Source organism: Yersinia aldovae ATCC 35236, assembly GCF_000173735.1.
Classification (GTDB): Bacteria; Pseudomonadota; Gammaproteobacteria; order Enterobacterales; family Enterobacteriaceae; genus Yersinia; species Yersinia aldovae.
The window spans coordinates 22,291-46,489 of record NZ_ACCB01000022.1; the positions used below are offsets into that span (position 1 = coordinate 22,291).

A 24,199-nucleotide genomic window follows, 5' to 3' on the forward strand; every position below is an offset into this window, starting at 1 on the left:
GGGTTATGAGTAAATTCATCATTTTGGTGATTGATAGCTTTGGGGTGGGTGCTATGCCTGATGCTGCACAGATTCGCCCACAAGATGTCGAAGCTAATACCTGTGGTCATATTTTACAAACCTATCCGCAAATGCGTTTACCCCACCTGGAAAAGCTAGGTCTGATGAATGCCTTACATCTGGCAGCTCCCCATTTCACTGATAGCGTCATGCAGGAGAATCCACAAGCCTGCTTTGGTGTTGCCCGATTACAACATGTTGGCGGCGATACCTTTATGGGGCATCAGGAAATTATGGGAACCCTGCCGTGCGCTCCGCGTCTTATGCCCTTTTCCAGGGTAAAAGCGCGTGTGGCTAATGCGTTGATCCGGCAAGGTTATCAGGTTGAGGAGCGCGGTGCGCCTGACGATAGCAGCGAGTTACGCTTTCTGTGGGTAAACGATGCTGTCGCCATCGGTGACAATCTTGAGGCAGACTTAGGCCAGGTATTTAATATTTGTGCTAATTTAAATGCCATCAATTTTGAGCAGGTAGAAAACATGGGCCGTATTGTCCGCCGTTGCGTGGAGGTAAACCGTGTCATTGCCTATGGCGGGCTATTGATGGACAGCCATGAAATCATAAGATCAGCTGAAGTTAAACAACAGCAATATATTGGCATTAATAGCCCGAAGTCTGGTGTTTATGATAACGGATTTCAGGTTATTCATCTCGGTTATGGTGTCGATGCCGATGTTCAGGTACCTCATCAACTTGATCAAGTTCGAGTGCCAACGATATTGGTTGGCAAAGTTGCTGATATCGTGGCCAATTGTGCTGGGCGGAGTTACCCGCAGCGGGTTGATTCGCAAACCATTTTAGATATCACATTGGCAGAAGTTCAGCGCCCGAAGAGTGCGTTTATTTGTGCCAATATTCAGGAAACTGACCTTGCAGGACACGCGCAGGATGTGGAGCGCTACGCAGAACGTCTGCAATTGGTCGATAGCATGTTAGGCAAAATCATGGCCGCCATGACAATCGATGATTGTCTGGTCGTAATGGCGGATCACGGTAACGATCCCACTATCGGCCACAGTAAACATACCCGCGAGCACGTTCCGGTGCTGGTTTATCGCATCAATCAAACCGCAACACAGCTTGGCATACGCCAAACAATGTCAGACATTGGTGCAACGGTATGCGAATTTTTCGCAGCCAAGGCACCACAGAATGGCCGCTCTTTCTGGAAGCAGTTAGCTGAACCCCGCAACTGATTGAACGTAGTAACCCTGTGACCTTAGGTAATGAAGCCACACATACCAAAATGACACCCCGTCGCCTAATACAACGCCAGCAGTCGAACGCCATTCATAGAGCCTGCGAACTTCAATTTGTGGGCTTTTTTCTTTTTTATTAGGCTTGAAACCCCCAAGTGAAGAGTGCATAATTAATGTTATATTATAACATAACATATGAGATTCTTATGAAAACGGGCATCCATCCTAACTATCGTACGGTGGTTTTTCATGACACCAGTGCAGATACCTATTTCACCGTCGGATCAACCATCGCGACCAGCCGCACTATCGAGCGTGATGGTCAAACCTATCCTTATGTCACACTGGATATCTCCTCGGCGTCACATCCGTATTACACCGGAAAACAAAAAGAGTATGCAAAAGAAGGCAGTACTGCACGCTTCAACCAACGCTTTGGCAGTTTCCTAACCAAAAAAACCAGCTAACCCAGAGAATTAACCATGCAAGTATTAAGTTCATTACGTTCTGCGAAAAACCGCCATCCAGACTGTAAAATCGTCCGTCGCCGTGGCCGTGTCTATGTGATTTGTAAAAGTAACCCGCGTTTTAAAGCAGTTCAGGGGGGAACCCATAAAAAGCGGTGATATTGCTGGTGAAGCTATTTGTAAGTCAAAGCCCTGTTGCTGCCCAACGGGGCTTTTTTTGCCTGTCAGAAATGTCAGTGAAGACTGGCCTCATTTCAAATCAGAGGCCAGCACTCATGTTTACACCATTACTTCATGCTCTTCACGAGAGTATCCACATTGTGTTTAAAAGCGTCGGTATATGTCGCTGCCGGGCCATCGGCTAGGGACAATGCCTCAGGATAAAGCTCGCCTCCCGCCTGAGCGCCGCTGGCTGCGGCAATTTGTTTTACCAAGCGGGGATCGGTCTGATTCTCAATAAAATAGGTTTTTACTTTTTCTTGTTTGATTTGCCTGATCAAGCCAGCCACATCGCTAGCGCTGGCTTCAGCTTCGGTTGAGAAACCGACAGGTGACAAGAAAGTAACCCCATACTCTTGGCCGAAATAGCCGAAAGCATCGTGGCTGGTCAGCACTTTACGCTGTTGCGCGGGAATTGCGGCAAACTGCGCTTTCGCAAAAGCATCCAGCTTTTCCAAGTGCTGAATGTACTCTCCACCACGTTTGCGGAAATAATCAGCATCTGCGGGATCTGCTGCAATCAAAGCATTCATTACATTGTTAGCATATTTGATACCATTCGCCATACTGTTCCATGCATGAGGGTCTGTGACAGTTTTACCCTCTTCATCCATTTTGCGGCTATCAACCCCATGTGAAGCCGTAATGACCTGACCTTTATAGCCAGATGCGGTAACCAAACGCTCCAGCCACCCTTCCAACCCCAAACCACTGATAAATACCACATCCGCTTTCGCTATCTGTTTACTGTCCTTCGGTGACGGTGAAAAACCATGCGGATCGCCATTCGGCCCAACCAGTGTGACCACATTGACATGTTCGCCCCCCACCTGCTGGACGATATCACCCAAAATAGAAAAACTGGCTACCGCTTCGACGACTTTAGCCATTGCCAGCGGGCTTGACAGCAGGGCAGCTACCGCCAAACCAATAGGTAAACGCTTCATTTAACTCTCCTTTAATAACAGGCACTTCTCAACGGCGCGCGGCAGTCAAAACACCACCACGCGTTCCAAATAAAATAGACAAAAAGAAGATAAAACTGGCACTGAGCACAATGGCAGGCCCGGCGGGTAATGATGCGTAATACGACCAGAGCAGGCCGATAACACTAGCAGCCACACCAATCAACATGGCGACAACCAGCGTATTTGGTAGGTTTTTTGCCCAGAAACGGGCGCTGGCAGCCGGTAACATCATTAATCCTACTGACATTAACGTACCAAGGATCTGAAATCCGGCGACCAGATTGATAACCACCAATGAGAGAAACAAGGCGTGTACCACCATCAACCAGCGGCCCATACTGACGCGCAGAAAGACCGGATCAAATGACTCAATCACCAGCGCACGATAAATAGCCGCTAAAACCAGCATCGACACGGTGGTAATCGCGCCGACCAGCGTCATGGCTTCTCTATCGACCGCCAGAATAGAACCAAACAAAACATGTAGCAGATCCATATTGGAACCGCGCAGCGAAACCAATGTGACCCCTAACGCCAGTGAACCAAGATAAAAACCCGCAAAACTGGCATCTTCCTTTAATAATGTCCGGCGGCTCACCCAACCAGACATCATAGCCACCGCCAAACCAGCAATAAACCCCCCTATCCCCATCGCCACCAGCGACATGCCGGAGATCAAATAGCCGATAGCCGCACCGGGCAATACCGCGTGAGACAAAGCATCGCCTACCAGACTCATTCGTCGCAATAATAAGAAAACCCCAAGTGGCGCTGCACTAAGTGACAATGCCAGACACGCAACCAACGCCCGTCGCATAAAACCGAAGTCAACAAAAGGATCGGTAAGCAAATGAAATACCATCATAAATTGATAACCGCCTGAGATTCGGGCTGACGCAACACTGAGGAAAGGGGACAAGAGGTATGCTGTGATTGATGTAACCGCGCAAGAACCCGGGCCGATTGCTGCCAATCATAGTGTTGGGGCGTTAACCACAATGCCTCTGTAAAATGATCTGCGACCATCGACATATCATGCAACACCGCAATAATAGTGCGGCCTTCAGTATGTAACTGATGGATGACTGCGAGTAAAAGTTGCACCGTCTGGCTGTCAATACCGCTAAAAGGCTCATCCAACAGAATCAATTGCGCTTGCTGTACTAATACGCGCGCAAACAATACCCGCTGCAGCTGCCCGCCCGACAGTTCGGCAACAGGTCGGCGTGCCATATCAGCCATCCCAACGGCATCCAACGCCTGCTGGATACGTTGTCGTGATAGATGGCTCAGCCCAGCGAGTAACCCGCATTGCGGCCAGCACCCCATCGCCACCACATCTTGCACTACGATCGGAAACTGCTTATCCAATTCAGCCTGTTGAGGAAGATAGGCAATTTGAGGCGATTTCCCGCAAGTGAACCTCATTTTCCCTGAGAGCGCAGGCTGTAACCCGGCCAACGTTTTAAGTAATGTCGATTTACCGGTACCATTGGCACCAATAACCGCAGTCAATGAACCCTTCCTAAAGCAACCCGTTAACGGGGGTGTCAGAGCCTCTCGCTCATAACCCAGTGTAATGTTTTCCAGATTTATCATGGTAATACATTCGCCCAAATGATGGCGCACCATAACAGCAGGCACAGTAAAGCGACTCCTGCTACACGCTGCAATGAGGGTAGTGAAAATAGCGTCCAATAAGGCAGCGAATTTAATCGGGTAAGGAAATCCTGTTTATTCATAGCGAAAATGATTGAATATTAAGTGATACATTATAACATCACATAAGATAACCAAATTCAAGTGGCCCTGAGTATTTGTCAGACTTTAAACATAGCAAACCATATCGTTACAGCTTGCATGAACGGATGCAAAATCGCCCCTTCTTGACCAAACCCACAATACCTTCTAGCTTAATAGAGCGAAATGTTAGATTTACTGTTAGTAATAGACTTTAATATGGGAAATCCTATTTAGAGGATGTTATTTTATCGAAGAATGATGGCTCAAATAACGCCATGATGGCTTAAATGGCAGCATGTGTTGAAAATCTCATTTATCTTGAGTTTTCTGATTTAAATCATGTAAGTAGTTACTATCGAAAAAAACAGTACATTCTTTTGAGTATTGCCCGGCAAAAATGAATTATTCCCACTATCATAAACGGACAATTAATGAACAATGAAATAGCTGGCGACTTCACTTCAGGTCATTACCCGATCTCATTACTGAAAAATGTTATCCGAAATAATATCCATACAATCGAAGAAAGTTTTGTTTCCGGGTTAATGTATTATTCGGAAGATGCGCACTATACACCGGGTTCATTAGAGATTCTTGAGATTATGCATATCGAAGATAACCGTTATTCAATGACTTACCGATATCAGTGGTATCTCTTTAACGCATGTCTGGATATCAATACTGAAGAACTTCTAACGAACGCTGTAACATTTATTGTACATCCCAAAAGAATTCTCTTTGATATAATTAACAACGACAGACCTTCAACCGCAGATGAATTGTAAGATTAAGTAATAAAGTTACGCGGCGAGTGGAGAAATGATTTATATTCATAGTATGGCAAGTTTATTTAGTTTAAAGATAAGCCTCTGCGTTTATACGATTATCAATCTACTCACATTGTGTTATCAACACCGAATTAAGTCTTTACGGAGGGGATGATATGGATGAGTACTCGCCTAAGCGGCATGACATTGCCCAGTTGAAATTTTTATGCGAAAACCTGTATGATGAAGGCATTGCAACCCTTGGCGATAGCCATCATGGCTGGGTAAATGATCCTACATCTGCGGTAAACCTTCAGCTTAATGATTTGATCGAGCATATAGCTTCATTTGTGATGAGTTTTAAAATAAAATACCCAGATGACGGCGATTTGTCAGAGTTAGTGGAAGAATATTTAGACGATACTTATACTCTGTTTAGTAGTTATGGCATCAATGATCCCGAATTGCACCGCTGGCAAAAAACTAAAGAGCGTTTATTCAGACTTTTCTCAGGGGAATACATCTGTACCCTGATGAAAACTTAAGGGATAGTTTCCCTATATTAATTTGTATATCGAGAAGAAAAACCACCATGACAAAAACTGACTACCTGATGCGTTTAAGAAAATGTACAACTATTGATACGCTGGAACGTGTAATTGAAAAAAATAAGTATGAGCTTTCTGATGACGAGTTGGAATTGTTTTACTCTGCTGCGGACCACCGTCTGGCTGAGCTAACAATGAATAAGCTTTATGATAAAATCCCACCAACTGTCTGGCAACATGTGAAATAGTCTGCTTAACGCTGGTTAAGACACACAACGTTGAGCCGATAATCGCTATCGGCTTCAATGAGTTCGGTGGTGAGTAAGTGTTTTAATTTTTGATGACTTATTGATTAAGTAACGGTATTGAAAGCAAATTTCAATCCTGCGTTATTGTGTACCTCGAGTTTAGGTAAAACACCTGAGTCATCAGACTTATGTAAGAGCATTTAAGTAAAGTAGCCAGGAACTTTCCAATTTATTCAATTTTAGTTAATAGCCGATAATTGAAACATATTATTAGTCCGTTATATTTAGCTTACTAAAAACCCACATAGAAACAGACTTCATTACATAATAAGAAAAATCCCATTTCCGGTTACAATTTACCGATGCATTAACATATGCCACAACAATGTCTTATCGATAAAATAAAATCCCAGAGGATAAGAATAACGCCCATCGGGTGATATTGATGCAAAGCATGTCAGACAGTTAGCAATACAACAGTTAAACAGGTCAAGGTACCCATCAAATAGATAACAAAAGGAGGTAATAGTAGTGCGAGTGGCACTGAGTGGTTAATAAATTAAGCTACAGAAATGGTGGAGGCCCTGCCAGCTACATCCCGGCACACACCTCGCCTGCTACGGCTGCTTCCTTCCGGATCTGACCGAGTTCACAAGTTAGTGTTGCGGGAGAACCAACAGGGCCTCCATTGACGTTGACGGCCCCTAAACTCTGGAGCGGTGGGCATTATCGGCCATGAGCCAGTAAATAGCAAGGCAACACGCGCTGACCGGTGCTTTCTTGTCCAGCCATCATCAACTTAGCGTTAAATCTATTTTCCTCAGACACTAAAATCGCCGATGATAGCCTTTATGCAGGTAACGGCGAATGGCAAGTAACAGGAGGCGGTGATGCCATCAAAATACGCTAGCGTGGATCAAAATGGGTCTGACGCCGCCCGGCAAGACACTCCGCCCCATCAGGACAGCTTTCGTCAACGGGTATTCTATGTGGTTGCTGCTATTCCTCATGGTCAGGTAGCAACTTATGGCGATATTGCGCAACTCATCGGCTCCCCCAGAGCGGCCAGGCAGGTGGGTGGCGTATTGAAACGCTTACCTGAAGGCTCGACGCTGCCTTGGTTCCGGGTGATCAACCGTTATGGTGAAATATCGCTGACCGGCGAAGATTACCTGAGGCAAAAGAAGGCGCTACAGGCCGAAGGAATCGAAATGGATGCGGCTGGCCGGGTTGACTTACCACAGTATCGTTGGAAAAACCGAACAAAATAGCGCCACAGCATAACGAGTAGCCTGCGGCGCTATGTCAGTTTATGCGTGTGTGGGACTACTGTATGGTCGCAACGCCTGGTGTCGGTGCTGCCAGAGGCGTTGTCTCGATCGCGACAGAGGTAACAGGAACCAGCAACAAATTAGCCTGGGTGCCTGCACCACGGTTTATCACTTCCGCAATGGTATCAGTGATAAACAATAGCCGCCCGTTATGGGTAACGGCTGCACTGACGATTATCCGTGCATTTGGCTGAATATCTGCTGGGTTAAACGGCAAAATGTAATTAAACGGTGCCTGCTTACCCTCAGTGCGCATCGCTTTCTGACTAATCACCCGTGATGGTGCATCAGCCAGTGAAGCATCCGACAGCGTGACGGTCACTACCGCATCGGGTGGTAATGCTACGCGCTCGCGGATATTCACGGTCCCCTTCACCGCAGGTTGTGCAATAGCGGCGTTCGCCGTTGATGAGCCTGCGGGCGCAGGTACCGGAACATCAGCCCCTTGATGAGCACAACCGGCCAGGCTGACCACAACGGCTGCACCACCCACGATCTGCCAGAATTTCATTGGTTGCCAAGGTTTCATAGGTCGCACTCCTTCTTATTATTAAGATGCAGGCTATTGACATAAGCTTGCGTTTAATAAGTGGCTTCAACCACCTAGCAAGCTAATTATAGCACAAAGTGCTATTTATTATCAGTTCATACCCAATTAAGCTATTTATCAGACGATTCCTTATCAGAAAATCAGCAACAAATTTGGCTTTCACCGCAATATATTGACGACTGACCAGCAGATTCAGCACACTGTGTATGAACTCAATTATCAGAGGCCACAACATGAGCCAGGCATTACAAAAACTGCTCGATCTACTCTTTCTGGAAAAAATTGAGGAAGGGATATTCCGTGGCCAAAGTGAAGACTTGGGCTTGCGTCAGGTCTTTGGTGGCCAAGTGGTGGGTCAGGCTATTTATGCAGCCAAGCAGACGGTGCCCGCAGAGCGCGCTGCCCACTCTTTCCACAGCTATTTTTTGCGCCCCGGCGACAGCAGCAAACCCATAATCTATGATGTAGAAACCCTGCGTGATGGCACCAGTTTTAGCGCCCGTCGGGTCAGCGCGATTCAAAATGGCAAGCCCATCTTCTATATGACGGCCTCATTCCAAAGCCAGGAAGCCGGTTTCGAACACCAAAACACCATGCCGAATGTGCCGCCACCTGAAGGTTTGATGTCTGAAACTGACATTGCCCATAAGTTTGCTCATTTAATTCCTGAAAAAGTGCGGGAAAAATTTATTGGCCATCAGCCCATTGAAATGCGCCCGGTAAAGTTCCACAACCCGCTGCAAGGCGCAGTGGCCGAACCGCATCGCGCTGTCTGGTTCCGTGCTAACGGCACCATGCCAAATGATTTATCGGTTCATCAATATTTACTGGGGTATGCCTCAGATTTCAATTTCCTGCCTACCGCCTTGCAACCTCACGGCATCGGTTTCCTTGAGCCAGGCGTGCAAATTGCCACCATTGACCATTCTATGTGGTTCCACCGGCCATTCCGTTTGGATGATTGGCTGCTTTATGCGGTCGAAAGCACGTCAGCCTCTGGTGCACGCGGCTTTGTTCGCGGGCAGATATACAACCGTAAAGGTGTATTGGTGGCCTCTACAGTGCAGGAAGGGGTTATCCGATTACATCGTTGATACCAGCCAAATAGATAAGGGGCGATATCTTCATCGCCCCTTTTACTTTCTTATTATTTATTTTCTAACATTGCTAACTTACTGATTATAAGCATTTTCGCCGTGGCTATTAACATCCAACCCTTCGCGTTCTTGTTCTTCTGGCACCCTCAGGCCCACAACCAAATCAGCGATTTTGAAGGCAACGAAGGCAACAACACCAGACCAAACCAGACATACACCGACGCTGAATAACTGGACACCGACCTGATGACCCATCGTGACACCCGCAGCATAACCTGTACCTCCCAATGAAGCAGAGGTGAAAACGCCGGTTAAGATACAGCCGATAATCCCACAAACGCCGTGGATACCAAACACATCACAGGTATCATCTACACGCAGCCATTTCTTCAGCAGAACCACGCCCCACAGACCAGCAACACCCCCGACCAAGCCGATAATCAGTGCGCCCCCGACCCCCACCGTACCCGCAGCGGGAGTGATCGCAACCAAACCTGCGATACATCCTGAACATGCGCCCAACAATGAAGGCTTGCCGCGTAAAATCCATTCGGCAAATACCCAGGACAAAATAGCCCCGGCAGTGGCGACCACGGTATTTAGGAAGGCAAGTGCCGCAATTTCGTTAGCTGCACTGGCTGAACCGGCATTGAAACCAAACCAGCCAATATACAAAATGGCAGTGCCGGTAAACACCATCGGTAAGTTATGCGGTTTGAATGCTTCTTTGCCGAAACCTGCGCGTTTGCCCAGTAAATAAGCGCCTACCAAGCCCGCAATCGCCGCATTAATGTGTACAACGGTGCCGCCAGCAAAGTCCAGCGCACCATCCATTGCCAGGAAACCGCCGCCCCACACCATATGCGCCATTGGCAGATAGGAGAAGGTGAACCACAGCGCCGCAAAGATTAATACCGCAGAGAAACGAATACGTTCAGCGAATGATCCCACCACCAATGCCACCGTGATACAGGCAAATGACGCCTGAAATACCACATGGATATATTGATAGAAGGTGCCACTCAAGCTGGTCAGGCCAATACCTTTCAGCATTGCCATATCAAAACCACCGAAGAAAGCATTACCGGCACTAAATGCCAGGCTGTAACCGTAGAGAATCCACAGAACGCACACCAGCGCAAAACTCACCATCACCTGCGTCATCATCGACAACACGTTTTTAGAGCGCAGTAGGCCACCGTAGAACAGGGCAATACCGGGGACAGTCATAAACAAAACTAAAGCGGTACAGATCATCATAAAAGCATTATCTGCTTTATCAGCCACAGCCGGGGCTGCGGCCATTGCCAAAGAAGGCAGCATCGCTGCCGTACTCAGGCCCAACATGGATAAAAGTTTTTTCATCATCAACCCATCCCTATTCACTCAATTTGAGCCTACAAATTACAGTGCTGATTCGTCTGTTTCGCCAGTACGGATGCGAATAACACGTTGCAATTCAGCAACGAAAATTTTGCCATCACCAATCTTGCCGGTGTAGGCCGCCTTACTGATCACATCAATCACTTCATCCAATTGGTCGTCGGCAATCGCGACATCAATCTTTACTTTAGGTAAGAAATTGACGCTGTATTCCGCTCCCCGATAGAGTTCTGCATGTCCTTTCTGACGACCAAATCCTTTGACTTCGGTTACGGTCAGCCCCTGAATACCCACAGAGGATAAGGCTTCACGCACATCCTCGAGTTTAAATGGTTTTATCACCACGGTAACCAGCTTCATATTTTCCCCTTCTCGAGTTAAGTCGAATTTATCTCCGCCACCCACACATGCCTGCCACAAAACAAATAAAGCAAAGGCTATGCCACAAATTGAGCAGACCATGATTTAGCGTCGAAATGGCAGATACAGGCAGGTCAAACGGACTGATTCAGAGGAGATATGAGATTAGCGATGGCAGTGAACAGTTTTTGCGCACCAAAAGAGTGCGATATGCGTCACAAAAGTGCGTGCGCCCTTCGCTGCACAATTGCTCTGCCTGATTAGGGTGCTCCAGTCATCATAGATGTGCATTAATAGAGCGATAACATCGTAGCCGTAGGGTTCTGGGAAAGATGGGGCCATGACCTTCAGCCCCAACGGAGTTTTGTTAACTCACCGCGCTTTCAACTTGATCAATTGCGGCCAAGTCTTCACTGACTAACTGCAATTGGTACATCTGATAATAGCGCCCATGAGCAGCCAGCAATGCCTGATGCTTACCTTGTTCAACCGCGACACCGCGATGCAACACCAAAATAGTATCAGCATCAACAATCGTTGAAAGGCGATGGGCAATGACCACCAGCGTGGTATTTTGGCGAATCAACTGCAACGCTCGCTGTATCGCCTGCTCGGTGCCAGAGTCAATGTTAGCGGTTGCTTCGTCGAGGATCAGGATTTGCGGCGTCTGCACCAACACCCGCGCCATCGCCAGCAACTGCTTTTGCCCCACAGACAACGTATTGCCTTGCTCACCCAGCAAACTGTGCAAACCGTCAGGTAAGGCGCGAACTAACGGTGCCAGTTGTACTGTTTCAAGTGCATCCCACACTTGCTGCTCACTGATATCACGCCCCAGCGTCACATTGGCAAAAAACGAGTCAGCCAATACCACCGGGTCCTGCTGCACCATAGCCACCCCATGACGCAGAGTTTGGTGAGATAACCCCGACAACAACCGCCCATCGAGCAATATCTCACCATGCACGACCGGATAATAACCCATCAGCAGGTTAGCTAACGTACTCTTGCCACTGCCGGTATGCCCCACCAACGCGATAAAACCGCGTGAGGGCACATCAAGAGAGATGTTTTGCAGCACCATCTTGTCGCTACGATACGCAAAACTGACATTATTAACCTGAATACGGCCACTGGTCAGAGGGCGATCATCGGTGCCATAACCCTGTTGAGCGCGATCCATCAGGTCAAAAATGCGTTCGCCCGCAACCACAGCTTGCTGCAAGACTGATTGCTGTGAAGTCAGTTCAATTAATGGTTCATTCAGGCGGCCAAGGTAATTAATGAAGGCATACAGGACACCAACCCCAACCGAACCTTCCGGGCTGAAGCCAAATAACAGCAATAAACCACATAACACCAGTGCTGAAAATAGGCTTAATAATGGGCGTAATAAAAAGCCCTCCAGCCGCAGCGTCTGCATACGCGCAACGTAGTGGGCGCGACTGGCTGATGCCATCCGTTCGCCAAATCGGGCTTGTTGGCGGAATTGCTGAATGACGCTCATCCCATTGATGACTTCATTAAAACCGTCGTTAATATCAGCCAGATAAGCCCTTACACGGCGCACGATCGGCGTACTGTAGCGCTGATAAATCGCCATAACCACCAGCACCGCAGGGAAAATACAGATTGAAATCAGCGCCATGCGCCAGTCCAGGCTGAACATTGCCACCAGCATTGCGCCAATCAGCGCCGCACTTTTCAATACCGTCGACACCACCATGACATACAAATCTTTGATAACTTCAGTATCGTTGGTTACGCGAGAAATCAATTGCCCTACCGGTTGAGTATCAAACGCGCTGAGCGGTTGACGCAAAGCCGCATCCATCACTTCAATTCGCAGGCGTTGCACCACACCAACGGCCGCACGATTAAACAACAATGCCTGAAAATAGTGCAATGCTGCCGCCAATAGTTGCAGTAGCAGATAAGCGAATGCCAAACCACTAACCAACCCTAGCGGAAGAGTGCCTTTTGCCACCACATGGTCAATGAAATAGCTGATCAGCAGCGGGCCACTGACTTCTGCGGCCGCCGCTATCCACAACATCAATACCGCCAACCCCAACGGCTTACGGTACGCGGAACCATAGGAAAGCAGGCGTTTTAGTGTTGGCCAAAGTTGCTGAACCTTACTCATCTGCTGGCACCTCTGGCTCACCCTCGTCCAGTGCGGCCTCTAATTGCTGATAACGGTACATCTCCCGGTACCAACCGGATTGATTGACCAATAAGTTATGTGCTCCGCGCTGCACCACCGTGCCATGCTGCATCACCAGAATTTCGCAGGCCTCGGTCAACGCAGAGAGACGATGCGCGCTAATAATCACCGTGCGATACTCTCCCCACTCACGCAGGTTTTTCAGAATTTGATATTCGGTCTGGCCATCAACGGCGGAAAGAGCATCATCAAGAATGAGAATTTCGGTCTCTAACAGCAGTGCTCTGGCAATAGAAATACGCTGTTTCTGCCCACCAGAAAGCATCACGCCACGCTCACCAACCTCGGTGTCATAACCTTGGGGCAGACGCAAAATATCCTCATGCACACTGGCTAAACGAGCGGCCCGCTCAATCTGCGCTGGTGTGGCGTCAGGTTTACCCAAAGCAATATTACCAGCAACAGTATCGGAGAACAGGAAAGGGGTCTGACTGACCACCGATAAACGGCCACGCCAATCATTTAAACGCAGATCCGCCAGCGGATGCCCTTGATAACAAATGGCACCATCATCTACATCAAATTGCCGCTGAATCAGTGCCAATAAGGTACTTTTACCCGAACCGGTTGGCCCGCACAGCCCCAGCATTTGGCCTGGAACCAATTTCAGCGCCACATCATGTAATGCCGGTTGTTCAGTGGCAGGATAATGGAAATGGCGAATATTTACCGTTAATGTGCCGCGCCCGTCAGATAATTCGATATCACCGTCTTTAACCACCGGCGCTTCTTCGAGCAAACTGCGAATGCGACTATAGGCGGCACTCCCGCGTTCCACGATATTAAACATCCAGGCCAATGCCAGCATCGGCCAGATCATCAGCCCCAGATACATCACAAAACTGGTTAATTGCCCCAAGGTAATACTGTGGTTAACCACCATCCAACTACCGCCGCCAATGGCTAATAAATTGGCAACACCGATAGCAATATAAATAGTCGGATCAAAACGGGCATCAATACGTGCCACATACATATTTCTGGCACCGGCCTCTGATGCCACCTGCGCAAACTGCTGCGACTGGCTCTCTTCCAGCCCAAAGGCCTTAATCATGCGGATACTGGTGAGGCTTTCTTGCGCCTGATTATTGAGCATTGAGAAAGCGCCTTGGGCTGATTTGAAACGTTGATGCAGTTGGTCGCCGTAATATTTGATCACCACCGCCATCACAGGCATCGGTAACAGTGATAGCAGGGTTAATTGCCAGCTAATTTGGGTACTCATCACAATCAATACCGCGCAGCCCATCACCAGTGAATCAACCAACGTTAGCACCCCCTCGCCTGCGGCAAAAACCACGCGGTCGACATCGTTGGTCGCTCGGGCCATCAAATCACCAGTGCGATGACGCTGATAGAAGCCAGGAGCCTGCCGACTAAGTTGGCGATAGAAATTAGCCCGTAACTCCACGGCCAATTGATAAGACGCACCGAATAAGAGCACTCGCCAGACATAACGCAGCAGATAAACCACCACCGCAGTCACTAGCATGACACCAATCCACACCAGTAACCTATCGGCGGACATCTGTTTAGCGCTAATGCCATCCACAATTACCCCTACCAGCTTAGGTGGCAATAATTGCAGAACTGCAATAATAATCAGCAACAGCACCGCACCTACATAGCGACGCCATTCTCGGCGGAAATACCAGCCTAATTGTGCAAACAGTCTCACTCGGTTTTATTCCTGGTCTAACAACAAATTAGAGGGATGTTCTTCCCGCTAAACGAGAATACCCTTGCTAAAACAGTATTCACTCGGGGACAGGTAGTACCGTGGTGTATTTAATCTTCTCCATCGCAAAACTCGATGTCACATCAATCAGCCCCGGTACGCCGTTCACCATACGTTTGTAAAAACTATCGTAACTTTTCATATCAGCAACTTCGACCTGCATAAGATAATCAAATTCACCTGCCATACGGTAAAATGCTAACACCTCAGGCATTTGCTTAGTAAATTCAACAAACTCCTGATACCAGCCACTATTATGCTGCTGCGTCTTGATCAGTACAAATGCTGTCAATCCTAATCCTAACTTTTCGCTATCCAGTAACGCCACCCGCCCGCGAATAAATCCCTCATCCTCCAGGCGTTTCAAGCGTTTCCAGCAAGGCGTCGAGGTCAGATTAACGGCTTCAGCCAGTACTTGCAGTGATTGCGTACAGTCTTCTTGCAGCATACGGAGTAACTTGCGGTCTGTTTTATCTAACATATCGGTCACCGATAGAATAAATTTCTACCATTTGGCGATAAAGAAGTAAAAATGGCAACGTTTTTTTCTTTGCTAACCGTTACTCTAGTCATCATTAGTTAACTCCCGACATCGCAGGCCATAATATGACCAATACTTGGGTAAAAAATGCTATCAGTGAAATAGAAGCTGATTTTCAACGCTCCGCTGATACTCACCTGATCCGCTTAAATTTACCGGCGTTTCCCGGCATCTATCTTTATTTAAAAGATGAAAGCACCCACCCGACGGGTAGTTTGAAACACCGTCTGGCACGCTCACTGTTTTTATATGGCTTATGTAATGGGTGGATAACCGAAGGGACAACCATCATTGAGGCTTCATCCGGCAGCACTGCGGTATCTGAAGCCTACTTTGCCCGCTTGATAGGCTTACCCTTCATTGCTGTTATGCCAAGCTGCACGGCACGGCGCAAAGTTGAACAGATCACCTTCTACGGTGGCCGCTGCCATTTTGTCGAGAGCGCCGGGCAGATTTATGCCGCCTCAGAACAATTGGCACATGACCTAAACGGCCATTACATGGATCAGTTCACTTATGCCGAACGTGCTACCGACTGGCGCGGCAATAATAATATTGCCGATAGCATCTTCCGCCAAATGGCGCGAGAACCGTTCACGGTCCCCGACTATATCGTGATGAGTGCTGGCACTGGCGGTACCTCAGCCACATTGGGCCGCTACATTCGCTACCAAGGGCATGATACGCAACTGGTGGTAGTTGATCCGGAAAATTCGGTATTTTATGACTGTTTTTGCAATCGTGATCGCACGGTAACCGGCAGTTGTGGTAGCCGCATTGAAGGGATTGGCCGTCCACGGGCTGAACCTTCGTTTATTCCGGAAGTGATCGACAGCATGTTGCGTGTGCCTGATGCCGCCAGTGTGGCAACGATTCATTGGCTGGAAGGTATCCTGGGGCGCAAAGTTGGGGCTTCAACTGGCACTAACGTCTGGGGAGCCTTGCAGTTAGCCAAGCAGATGCGTGAGCAAGGTAAAACCGGTGCCATCGTGACCTTACTGTGTGACAGTGGTGAACGTTATCTGGATACTTATTACAACACTGAATGGGTCAGCAACAATATTGGTGACTTGACCCCATTCAGCAATGAATTAGCTAACCTATAATCCCATGATAAAAAGCGGTTTTCCCGTATTAATCGATAATGGGGAAAACCGCCTTTCTGAAGAAAAAACCGGATGGTTATCCGGCTGGCTAATAGCTATCCCCAAAGTTCACTATCAAGAACCAAGGGCATATAACCTCAGAATTCGGGGGAATAGGTGAGGTGTGGTGAACTTAGCCAATGTTGCAAATAGTGGGCGACGCCTTGTTGCTCGCAGCGACCAATAACCTGTAAATGAGGTAACTCTTGTTTCAATTGAGGTAATGCATTACCCATCACTAATCCATGCCCAACGCGCGACAGCATCTCTTTGTCATTCATCGCATCACCAAATGCCATGCAGTCTGCCAGCGTTAAACCGAGGTGATGGCTCAACCGTTCTAAAGCCGCTCCTTTGTTACATCCACGCGGCAAGACTTCCAGACAATCGATGGCCGAGAAACAGAAATCGGCCTCATTGCCCATCTGCTGCTCCAACTGTTCCTTGAGCGCCACCAATTCCTGATGGGGTGCAATGAAACAAATTTTGTGGTTTCCGGTCAGCGGTAATGTATCCAGTGCGGTGAGATGGAAATGAAAACCACTGGTTTTATGGGCTGCCAGTAGCGACGGATCATTACAATCGGTAAACCACCCCTCGTCACGGAATATATGGAGAGTGGCCGTGGTCTTCCAAGGAGTACGCAACACAAACGCCACCAGCTCCGCCGCTAAATCCATACCATACAGCGCTTCACCCTGCGCGTCACAAACCCGAGTACCATTGCCAGTAATCAGATAACCGCCCAGGGAAAAATGAGATAAAATCCCTTTCATATCAAGATAATGGCGGCCTGTTGCAAAAGTGAGAATCACTCCGCTGTCCACAAGTTGATGTAGCGCGCTCAGTGTGGCACCACCAATATTATGATCACGCATCAACAAGGTTCCGTCCATATCAAAAGCGGCCAGGCGATACATTTAAAACCTCGAAGAATGTGAAATTAATGGCATGGATAAAATTATGACGTAGTATTTACGGAACTAATAGTGAACAAATAATTTAAACTATTCCGGATTTAGAGCCTATCTCAGTAGGTGTCATTGTGACAGGCAGCTTGAACATAGATAGCGCGGAAGAACCGTAGCGTACTCGCAGTACATGCGGATTCTGTGCACTACCGAGTTCAAAATGGCAAATAAAATAGTCCTAATGGGTAGATTCTTAATTATGCGCATTATTCACCGGCTAACCCAATATCAGCGTTTATATCAGAAATTCGGTGATCACCCTGCTGCCACGACTGTCAGTGAACTCGCCGGCTTACTTTTTTGCAGCGAACGACATACCCGCACCCTAATTCAGCAGCTACAGGCTAATGAGTGGTTAAGTTGGCATTCGCAGGTTGGCCGGGGCAAACGCGCACAGTTGCAATGCCTGAAAACCCCTGATCTATTGCGCGCAACTTACCTAAAACTATTCCTTGAACGAGGTGATCATCAAGCCGCACTCGAATTGGCAAAACTGGAGCCAGAACGCCTACAAGCCTTGCTTAACCCGCATATGGGCGGGCAATGGCAAGCTGACAGCCCAATTCTGCGAATTCCTTATTATCGCGAACTGGAACCCTTAAATCCAATGATGGTGGCGGGCCGGGCGGAGCAGCACCTAATTTATACCTTGTATGCTGGCCTGACCCGGTTTAATACCGGTGACCCACAGCCCAAACCCGATCTCGCGCATCACTGGCAGGTCAGCGAAGATGGTCTAACCTGGCAATTCTTCTTACGTAGCCAATTACGTTGGCACAATGGTGACCCCATCCACGGCAAACAGTTACTGCAAACACTGATACTCTTACAGGCAAACCCACGCAGCCAACCCAGCTTTACCAATGTTTTGGCTATCACCCTGCCCCATGCACTGTGTCTGCAATTTACGCTTGCCCAACCTGATTATTGGCTGGCACACCGTCTGGCAGATTTGCCATGCCGATTGTTTCATCCTGACTCACCATCACTGGGGGCTGGCCCATTTAAGCTGGCCACATTTGATAAACGCCTGGTGCGGCTGGAGCAACACGAATTTTACCATTTGCAGCACCCTTATCTGGAAATTATCGAATACTGGATAACGCCCAAAGCGGCGGTACACCCGACTGACAGCAGTTGCCAACACCCGGTGCGCATTACTATCGGTCAGGAAGAGGATTTCCCCCAAGTTCGCCCCGTTCAGCGCAGCATGAGCCTCGGTTTTTGCTATCTGGCTATTAATCATCACCTCAGTAAAATCTCACCACAACAAGCAGCCAGGTTACTGATGTTAATGCAAACTTCTGGCATATTAGAAGAGCTATCAATAAGCCACGGCGTGGTCACACCGAGTCATGAAATGCTGCCCGGTTGGCCTATTCCTCAATTTACAGCGGATGAAGATCAACCACTTCCAGCTCATCTGATATTAACCTATCAACCACCAATGGAGCTTGAAGTGGTTGCCCAACGGCTCAAAACAGTGTTAGCTGCGCATGGCTGCACGCTAACAATACGAGCCAGCCATGACAAACACTGGAAAGATACTCACCAGATTGAAGAAGCCGATTTATTATTGGCAGATCATTTAGTTGGCGAATCTCCAGAGGCGACAATGGAAAGCTGGTTGCGACTTGACCCATTATGGCGCGGCATCCTCTCTTCTGAACAGTGGCTACAGCAGCAACAGACTTTAATGCTCATTCAGCAGATAGAAAATGCCCCGGAGCGTTTTCGTCAATTGCGGGCATATTACAATCATCTAATGCAAGCAGGCTTAATATTGCCGCTGTTTAATTATCAATATCAGGTCAATGCGCCACCGCGAATTAACGGCGTAATGTTAACCGCTTACGGTTGGTTCGATTTCTGTCAGGCTTGGCTACCCCCGACAACAACCTGATCAATACAGAGCGCCACAGCCCGCGCGATGAGCTACCGAACGACAGGTACCTACCTTTTAGTCAGCTAACTGGGTAACATACCGACAGTTATTAATTTTTGCTGCCGGTTTGATGAATATCACTACCGCGTAGCTGTATGAGGTAGTTTTATGAAACGTGCCGTAGTTGTCTTTAGTGGCGGGCAGGATTCCACGACTTGTCTGATCCAGGCGTTACAGCAATATGATGAAGTCCATTGCATCACTTTCGATTATGGGCAACGCCACCGTGCAGAAATCGATGTTGCCCGTAAGCTTGCAATTCAACTTGGAGCAAAAGCCCACAAAGTGCTCGATGTGGGGATGCTTAATGAATTAGCTGTCAGTAGCCTGACCCGCGACAGCATCCCCGTGCCAACCTTTGACGAGGAGGATGAAGATAGCGTTCCGAGCACTTTTGTCCCTGGCCGCAATATCCTTTTTCTGACACTGACAGCTATCTATGCTTATCAAGTGCAGGCTGAGGCGGTGATAACCGGTGTCTGCGAGACGGATTTCTCTGGTTACCCAGATTGCCGTGATAAATTTGTCAAAGCACTCAACCACGCTATCGATTTAGGCATTGGCCGTGATATTGCGTTTATTACCCCACTGATGTGGCTGGATAAAGCTGAAACATGGGCTTTAGCCGATTATTATCAACAACTGGACCTTGTTCGCCATCATACACTGACCTGTTATAACGGGATTCAGGGTGAGGGCTGCGGCCAATGTGCGGCTTGCCATCTACGGGCTAAAGGGTTGTCACACTATTTGGCGAATAAGGCACAAGTGCTATTGAGCCTGAAAAAGAAGACCGGTTTGGTTTGATATGCTGATAGTTTGATACGCTGATAGTTTGGTTGCCTGATTTTATATAAATAAGGCAACCCCATTGTTTTGTTAATCTCAGTGCGTTTTGCTAACCTCAACTAACCCGATTGACCAGTTCTTCCAGCTTGACACGTAAGTCACCTTCCAATGGTAAAGCCTTCTGACTACGCAAATCGATACACACAAATGTCAACTCGGCATCAACAACTGCGGCTCCTGCGGGCTCAAGTGTTACGGTTTGTTTCATCACACCACTTTTACCGTTTAGTTTCAGTAGCTGGCTATCAATGCGCAGCAGGTCACCCAACACTGCCGGTCGGCAGTAATTAATATTAATATTCACCACAATGAAAGCAATCTGGCGCTCAGTCATCCAATCAAATGCTGGCTGTCCATCTAACCACTCCCAACGCGCTTCCTCAAGGAACTCTAAGTAGCGGGCATTATTAACATGTTGAAATACATCAATATGGAATCCCCGGACTTTAATATAAGTATGCATAACGACGAGATTCTCCAGTCTAATCATTGAAGTTTATAGGGTCACTAACGCTACTGGTTAGACCTCATGGCAAGATTAGCAGAGGAAAATCACTCCATAGCAAGCCCGCTATATAATCTCGATCAGAGTCACAGTTTTACGTTAATGCCTCTGTTGTCTTGCATGGTGAGCAACAGAGGATCGTTAATTAAACATCGATTTTCTAAACAACAATTTGTGACGAAAGGGCCAGGCAAATACTCATTAATATCCGCCTGACCAGTACATCGACTTATGGCAAACCAGAATCACATTTTGAGCTTATTGCTATTTCTCTCTAAAAATGAAGGGCCAATGCCGGGAATCTCAAGGAGTTGTTCTGCATCCGAGAAAGGGCCAAACTGTTCGCGGTAATTAACGATCGCTTCAGCTTTTTTTCTGCCAATACCACTGAGAAACTGTGCTAGTTGTTCTGCACTGGCACTATTTACATTGATTTGGTTCGTCTGATTTTCTGTTGGGTGAGCAGCGATTGTTTTAGGGTTCTCAGATTTACCTTCAGCCACTTTTGCAGACTTTTTGCTGATGTTATCGGTTGCTGAACTAAGGGGCTGACTCAGTACTTTTTCCTGAGAACGACTGTCAGCACTAACAGGAGCCGCGCTCACTGCCTGATGGATATTAAGACTGGCAAGTAATGTGGTGATTACAAATAATTTTCCTATGAATTTCATGCTGTATCCTCCTTGTGTTTGACAGCATGGCTACCTTGCCGCAGCCTTTGCTTCATCGCAAAGGGCAGATTCCAGATATGCGAAAGGCCGCCAGAGCGACCTTTCGTTGTTACATCGGTTTGCAAATCAATGCGAACCTTATTGCGGCAATGACGTTATTGCGCTTGTTGTTGCTCCGCAGGCCCCATCTTGATGGTTGCCTGTTTGTGCAGATTTGCCATCAACGCATCAAAGGTAACATTGCTTGCTCCTTCGGCCATTTTAGCGGTAAAGGTCTTCATTTCGCCTTCCGGTAATTTACCCGGCGTCACGGACAGCAGTTCGATCAATACGATGTTGTCCTGGCGATCCTGAGACAAACCATATACTGGTTGGTCTTTCTGCGGATGAGCCAGCGCAAAGATAGTTTGTACTAATCGATCACCATCTGGCGCGCGTGACAAGGTTTTCTTCTCGCCGAAGGTGAGGCCAGCGGCTTTCATGGCCTCTTCACCTTTACCTTGTTTCAGTGCCGTCAGAATCTTCTCGCCATCAAGACGGGCTTCTTGCTCTGCTTTCTGACGTTTTACCAATTCCGCGACCTGATCACGAACTTGATCAAATGGTTCTATCCCTTCTGGTTTGTGACCGACAATGCGGATAACAAAAGCACGATCGCCATCAACAGTAATGACATCTGAGTTGCTGCCGGGTGCGCCACTCTCACCAACCAGACCACCGTCAAAGATTGCCTGAACCACAGGTTTGAAATTAACCTCAGTTGGCACCGCATCACGGGTAAACCACCCGGTCTGCTGGGCTTTAGCGCCGGCGACTTCTTCTGCTGACGCCAGTGACTCGTTATCACTGGTTGCAGCTTCACTCACTTTTTGCTGTAACGCATAGTATGCGTCAACCGCTTTTTCCTGCTTAACCTGCTTAGCCAGTGCCTCATGCACTTCTGACAGCGGCTTAACCAGTTCTGGTTTGATGTCGTTTAAACGAACAATCAAATAACCCACAGAGGATTTAACCACATCAGATAACTGGCCTTTTTCCGTAAGATTCGCTTGTTTCAGCTCATCAGCGGTCGTTTCAGGCTCCAACCAACCCAACTCACCGCCGTTTTTGCGCGAAATGATGTCAGTCGATTTCTCTTTTGCCATCGCAGCAAAATCAGCACCTTTTTTCAGTTCATCCAACGCAGCTTTGGCTTCAGCTTCTGTTTTAAACTGAATGACACTGTAGTTACGGCGTTCAGGTTGGGTATAGCTGCTTTTATGTTGCTCGTAATACGCAGCGATATCTTCTTCAGTTACCGTGATTTTGTCTTGCATCGCGGCAGCATCCATCGCAATGAAACTGACTTTCATCTGTTCCGGTGCAATAAAGCTATTTTTATTTTGCTCGTAATACGCTTTCAGCTCTTCATCGGTCACTTTCTGCTGTGCTTGAAGAGCTTTAAGGTCAATGGTGGCCAAACGAACGTCGCGTTGCTGCAAAATCAGCTCTGACATCGCCTGTGCTTCGATTGGCAGGACAAATCCGGTATCACCAAAGGCTTGCAGCAATTGTTGATTGATAAGCTGCTGACGTTGTAATTGCGCGAATTGCTCAGGGGTATATCCCATCCGGTTAACCAGTTCGAGATACTTGTTATTGTCGAACTTATTATCGGTCTGGAAATAAGGTGCCTGACGGATGGCCTCTTTCACTTGCGCATCACTGGCACTCAGACCCAATTTTTGAGCATATTGGTCAAGCAGCATATTGTTGACCAACTGCCCGAGCACCTGCTGACGCAGTTGCAGCATGTAACCTTCGTTCGCGGCCAACGCGGAGAACTGTTCGCCCAATTGCTGTTGCAAGCGGCCACGTTCACTCTGCATAGCTTGTTCTAGCTGGGCACGGCTAATGTCTTGGCCGTTAACTTTGGCTGCATAGTCGTTGGAGCCTCCAATCAAATAGCTGCCAACCCCGGTCAGGATAAAGGACAACATGATCAGGGCCAGAATGATTTTGAGCACGACGTTATTAGCAGCCGCGCGTAAATTGTCCATCATAATGTGACAATACTCCGCTGTAATGTGGATTAAAACTGTTGCGCAGGTCTAAATAAACCCAGCATTCCTTGCGACAGCCCATTGTGCTGCTGCGCGTTAAAACTGCTTACTGTCTTTTGTTACCGTACTTATCTTACTTTACTTATCAACGCTCAGCCGTTGGCAGACTTACGCCAGGCCCATATATGATGTCAGCACGGCAACTAAACGAAAAAAAAGACGCATCATTAACGATGCGCCTTGTATCTTACCTTACCAACTCAATTGCGTCAGGTTATTGTTTAACACAAACACCGCTGAGTATTGACGCGGCAATCAGTTTACAGCGTCTTTCAGACCTTTACCGGCGCGGAAGCCTGGTACTTTGGCTGCTGGAATACTGATTTCTTTGCCTGTCTGAGGGTTACGGCCAGTACGTGCAGAACGCTCACGTACTGCAAAAGTACCAAAACCAACCAGAGCTACGTCATCCCCTTCTTTCAAAGATTCAGTAACAGAAGCAATAATTGCATCCAATGCGCGCCCAGCGGCCGCTTTAGAAATATCAGCACCTGCGGCAATTTTGTCGATCAGTTGTGACTTATTCACTCTTTCATCCCCTTTAAAATTCTATTGTCGCGCCGAA

Annotated in this window: 25 protein-coding genes and 1 other RNA gene; 11 read left to right on the plus strand and 15 right to left on the minus strand. The window is 47.7% G+C overall.

Going from position 1 to position 24,199, the window contains the following annotated elements; all coding sequences use genetic code 11:
* Positions 1-5 precede the first annotated feature (5 nt).
* The 3 genes from YALDO0001_RS11495 (at position 6) to ykgO (ending at position 1,885) form a co-directional block, all read left to right on the plus strand.
* Positions 6-1,256 (plus strand): phosphopentomutase, encoded by a 1,251-nt coding sequence (locus YALDO0001_RS11495; protein WP_004703316.1) that lies wholly within the window; start codon positions 6-8, stop codon positions 1,254-1,256.
* Between the two features lie 209 nt (positions 1,257-1,465).
* Positions 1,466-1,726 (plus strand): type B 50S ribosomal protein L31, encoded by a 261-nt coding sequence (locus YALDO0001_RS11500; protein WP_004703318.1) that lies wholly within the window; start codon positions 1,466-1,468, stop codon positions 1,724-1,726.
* Between the two features lie 15 nt (positions 1,727-1,741).
* Complete coding sequence (gene ykgO / locus YALDO0001_RS11505; RefSeq protein WP_002208618.1) at positions 1,742-1,885, plus strand: type B 50S ribosomal protein L36; 144 nt, start codon at positions 1,742-1,744, stop codon at positions 1,883-1,885.
* A gap of 128 nt (positions 1,886-2,013) precedes the next feature.
* On the opposite strand, the gene YALDO0001_RS11510 is transcribed toward ykgO, so the two are convergent.
* Genes YALDO0001_RS11510 through YALDO0001_RS11520 form a run of 3 tightly spaced genes read right to left on the minus strand, consistent with a single transcriptional unit; the run spans position 2,014 to position 4,512 of the window.
* The gene (locus tag YALDO0001_RS11510) at positions 2,014-2,892 is read right to left on the minus strand and encodes a metal ABC transporter substrate-binding protein (RefSeq protein WP_004703326.1); all 879 of its coding nucleotides are present in this window, start codon (positions 2,890-2,892) and stop codon (positions 2,014-2,016) included.
* A 28-nt stretch (positions 2,893-2,920) separates the two neighbouring features.
* Positions 2,921-3,778, minus strand: coding sequence for a metal ABC transporter permease (locus YALDO0001_RS11515; RefSeq protein ID WP_042546622.1), 858 nt, complete (start codon positions 3,776-3,778; stop codon positions 2,921-2,923).
* Positions 3,775-4,512, minus strand: a complete 738-nt coding sequence (locus YALDO0001_RS11520; RefSeq protein WP_042839894.1) for a metal ABC transporter ATP-binding protein — start codon at positions 4,510-4,512, stop codon at positions 3,775-3,777. Before YALDO0001_RS11520 ends, YALDO0001_RS11515 begins: the two co-directional genes overlap by 4 nt.
* Before the next feature lie 575 nt (positions 4,513-5,087).
* On the opposite strand from YALDO0001_RS11520, the gene YALDO0001_RS11525 reads away from it, so the two are divergent.
* From YALDO0001_RS11525 to ymoA, 3 genes are all read left to right on the plus strand, one after another.
* On the plus strand, positions 5,088-5,441 hold the full coding sequence (locus YALDO0001_RS11525) for a hypothetical protein (protein ID WP_042839885.1): 354 nt from the start codon (positions 5,088-5,090) through the stop codon (positions 5,439-5,441).
* A gap of 158 nt (positions 5,442-5,599) precedes the next feature.
* Positions 5,600-5,968 (plus strand): Hha toxicity modulator TomB, encoded by a 369-nt coding sequence (gene tomB / locus YALDO0001_RS11530; RefSeq protein ID WP_004703332.1) that lies wholly within the window; start codon positions 5,600-5,602, stop codon positions 5,966-5,968.
* Positions 5,969-6,015: 47 nt separating this feature from the next.
* A complete protein-coding gene (gene ymoA / locus YALDO0001_RS11535; RefSeq protein WP_002208622.1) occupies positions 6,016-6,219 on the plus strand; it encodes an expression modulating protein YmoA in 204 nt (67 codons plus the stop codon).
* 582 nt (positions 6,220-6,801) lie between these two features.
* On the opposite strand, the gene ffs is transcribed toward ymoA, so the two are convergent.
* Positions 6,802-6,898, minus strand: an RNA gene (ffs, locus tag YALDO0001_RS20200) — signal recognition particle sRNA small type.
* A 211-nt stretch (positions 6,899-7,109) separates the two neighbouring features.
* On the opposite strand from ffs, the gene YALDO0001_RS11540 reads away from it, so the two are divergent.
* Positions 7,110-7,490 (plus strand): MGMT family protein, encoded by a 381-nt coding sequence (locus YALDO0001_RS11540; protein ID WP_082039561.1) that lies wholly within the window; start codon positions 7,110-7,112, stop codon positions 7,488-7,490.
* Between the two features lie 55 nt (positions 7,491-7,545).
* On the opposite strand, the gene YALDO0001_RS11545 is transcribed toward YALDO0001_RS11540, so the two are convergent.
* A complete protein-coding gene (locus tag YALDO0001_RS11545) occupies positions 7,546-8,079 on the minus strand; it encodes a YbaY family lipoprotein (RefSeq protein ID WP_004703340.1) in 534 nt (177 codons plus the stop codon).
* A 254-nt stretch (positions 8,080-8,333) separates the two neighbouring features.
* On the opposite strand from YALDO0001_RS11545, the gene tesB reads away from it, so the two are divergent.
* Positions 8,334-9,194 (plus strand): acyl-CoA thioesterase II, encoded by an 861-nt coding sequence (gene tesB / locus YALDO0001_RS11550; protein ID WP_004703342.1) that lies wholly within the window; start codon positions 8,334-8,336, stop codon positions 9,192-9,194.
* 78 nt (positions 9,195-9,272) lie between these two features.
* Here the strand turns inward: tesB and amtB are convergent, their stop codons facing one another.
* The 5 genes from amtB to YALDO0001_RS11575 form a co-directional block, all read right to left on the minus strand.
* Positions 9,273-10,562, minus strand: coding sequence for an ammonium transporter AmtB (amtB, locus tag YALDO0001_RS11555; RefSeq protein WP_042839896.1), 1,290 nt, complete (start codon positions 10,560-10,562; stop codon positions 9,273-9,275).
* A 39-nt stretch (positions 10,563-10,601) separates the two neighbouring features.
* On the minus strand, positions 10,602-10,940 hold the full coding sequence (gene glnK, locus YALDO0001_RS11560; protein ID WP_042546627.1) for a P-II family nitrogen regulator: 339 nt from the start codon (positions 10,938-10,940) through the stop codon (positions 10,602-10,604).
* A 367-nt stretch (positions 10,941-11,307) separates the two neighbouring features.
* A complete protein-coding gene (locus tag YALDO0001_RS11565; protein ID WP_042839886.1) occupies positions 11,308-13,086 on the minus strand; it encodes a SmdB family multidrug efflux ABC transporter permease/ATP-binding protein in 1,779 nt (592 codons plus the stop codon).
* Positions 13,079-14,845: a SmdA family multidrug ABC transporter permease/ATP-binding protein gene (locus YALDO0001_RS11570; protein ID WP_004703346.1), complete on the minus strand. Its 1,767-nt coding sequence runs from the start codon at positions 14,843-14,845 to the stop codon at positions 13,079-13,081. The genes YALDO0001_RS11565 and YALDO0001_RS11570 overlap by 8 nt, the downstream gene beginning before the upstream one ends.
* 79 nt (positions 14,846-14,924) lie before the next feature.
* Positions 14,925-15,386, minus strand: a complete 462-nt coding sequence (locus YALDO0001_RS11575; RefSeq protein WP_042546630.1) for an Lrp/AsnC family transcriptional regulator — start codon at positions 15,384-15,386, stop codon at positions 14,925-14,927.
* 125 nt (positions 15,387-15,511) lie between these two features.
* Here YALDO0001_RS11575 and YALDO0001_RS11580 point away from each other — a divergent pair, with 125 nt between their 5' ends.
* The gene (locus YALDO0001_RS11580; RefSeq protein ID WP_004703348.1) at positions 15,512-16,552 is read left to right on the plus strand and encodes a PLP-dependent cysteine synthase family protein; all 1,041 of its coding nucleotides are present in this window, start codon (positions 15,512-15,514) and stop codon (positions 16,550-16,552) included.
* Positions 16,553-16,689: 137 nt separating this feature from the next.
* Here the strand turns inward: YALDO0001_RS11580 and cof are convergent, their stop codons facing one another.
* Positions 16,690-17,511 (minus strand): HMP-PP phosphatase, encoded by an 822-nt coding sequence (gene cof, locus YALDO0001_RS11585; protein WP_004703354.1) that lies wholly within the window; start codon positions 17,509-17,511, stop codon positions 16,690-16,692.
* A 250-nt stretch (positions 17,512-17,761) separates the two neighbouring features.
* On the opposite strand from cof, the gene YALDO0001_RS11590 reads away from it, so the two are divergent.
* On the plus strand, positions 17,762-19,465 hold the full coding sequence (locus YALDO0001_RS11590) for an SgrR family transcriptional regulator (RefSeq protein ID WP_004703356.1): 1,704 nt from the start codon (positions 17,762-17,764) through the stop codon (positions 19,463-19,465).
* 150 nt (positions 19,466-19,615) lie between these two features.
* Complete coding sequence (queC, locus tag YALDO0001_RS11595; RefSeq protein ID WP_004703357.1) at positions 19,616-20,314, plus strand: 7-cyano-7-deazaguanine synthase QueC; 699 nt, start codon at positions 19,616-19,618, stop codon at positions 20,312-20,314.
* Positions 20,315-20,411: 97 nt separating this feature from the next.
* On the opposite strand, the gene YALDO0001_RS11600 is transcribed toward queC, so the two are convergent.
* The 4 genes from YALDO0001_RS11600 to hupB form a co-directional block, all read right to left on the minus strand.
* Positions 20,412-20,819 (minus strand): acyl-CoA thioesterase, encoded by a 408-nt coding sequence (locus YALDO0001_RS11600; RefSeq protein WP_004703358.1) that lies wholly within the window; start codon positions 20,817-20,819, stop codon positions 20,412-20,414.
* Between the two features lie 287 nt (positions 20,820-21,106).
* On the minus strand, positions 21,107-21,532 hold the full coding sequence (locus YALDO0001_RS11605; protein WP_004703359.1) for a ComEA family DNA-binding protein: 426 nt from the start codon (positions 21,530-21,532) through the stop codon (positions 21,107-21,109).
* A 155-nt stretch (positions 21,533-21,687) separates the two neighbouring features.
* Positions 21,688-23,574, minus strand: coding sequence for a peptidylprolyl isomerase (ppiD, locus tag YALDO0001_RS11610; protein WP_004703360.1), 1,887 nt, complete (start codon positions 23,572-23,574; stop codon positions 21,688-21,690).
* A 315-nt stretch (positions 23,575-23,889) separates the two neighbouring features.
* Entirely contained in the window at positions 23,890-24,162 is a 273-nt protein-coding gene (gene hupB / locus YALDO0001_RS11615) for a nucleoid-associated protein HU-beta (RefSeq protein ID WP_004392663.1), read from the minus strand.
* Positions 24,163-24,199: the final 37 nt, after the last annotated feature.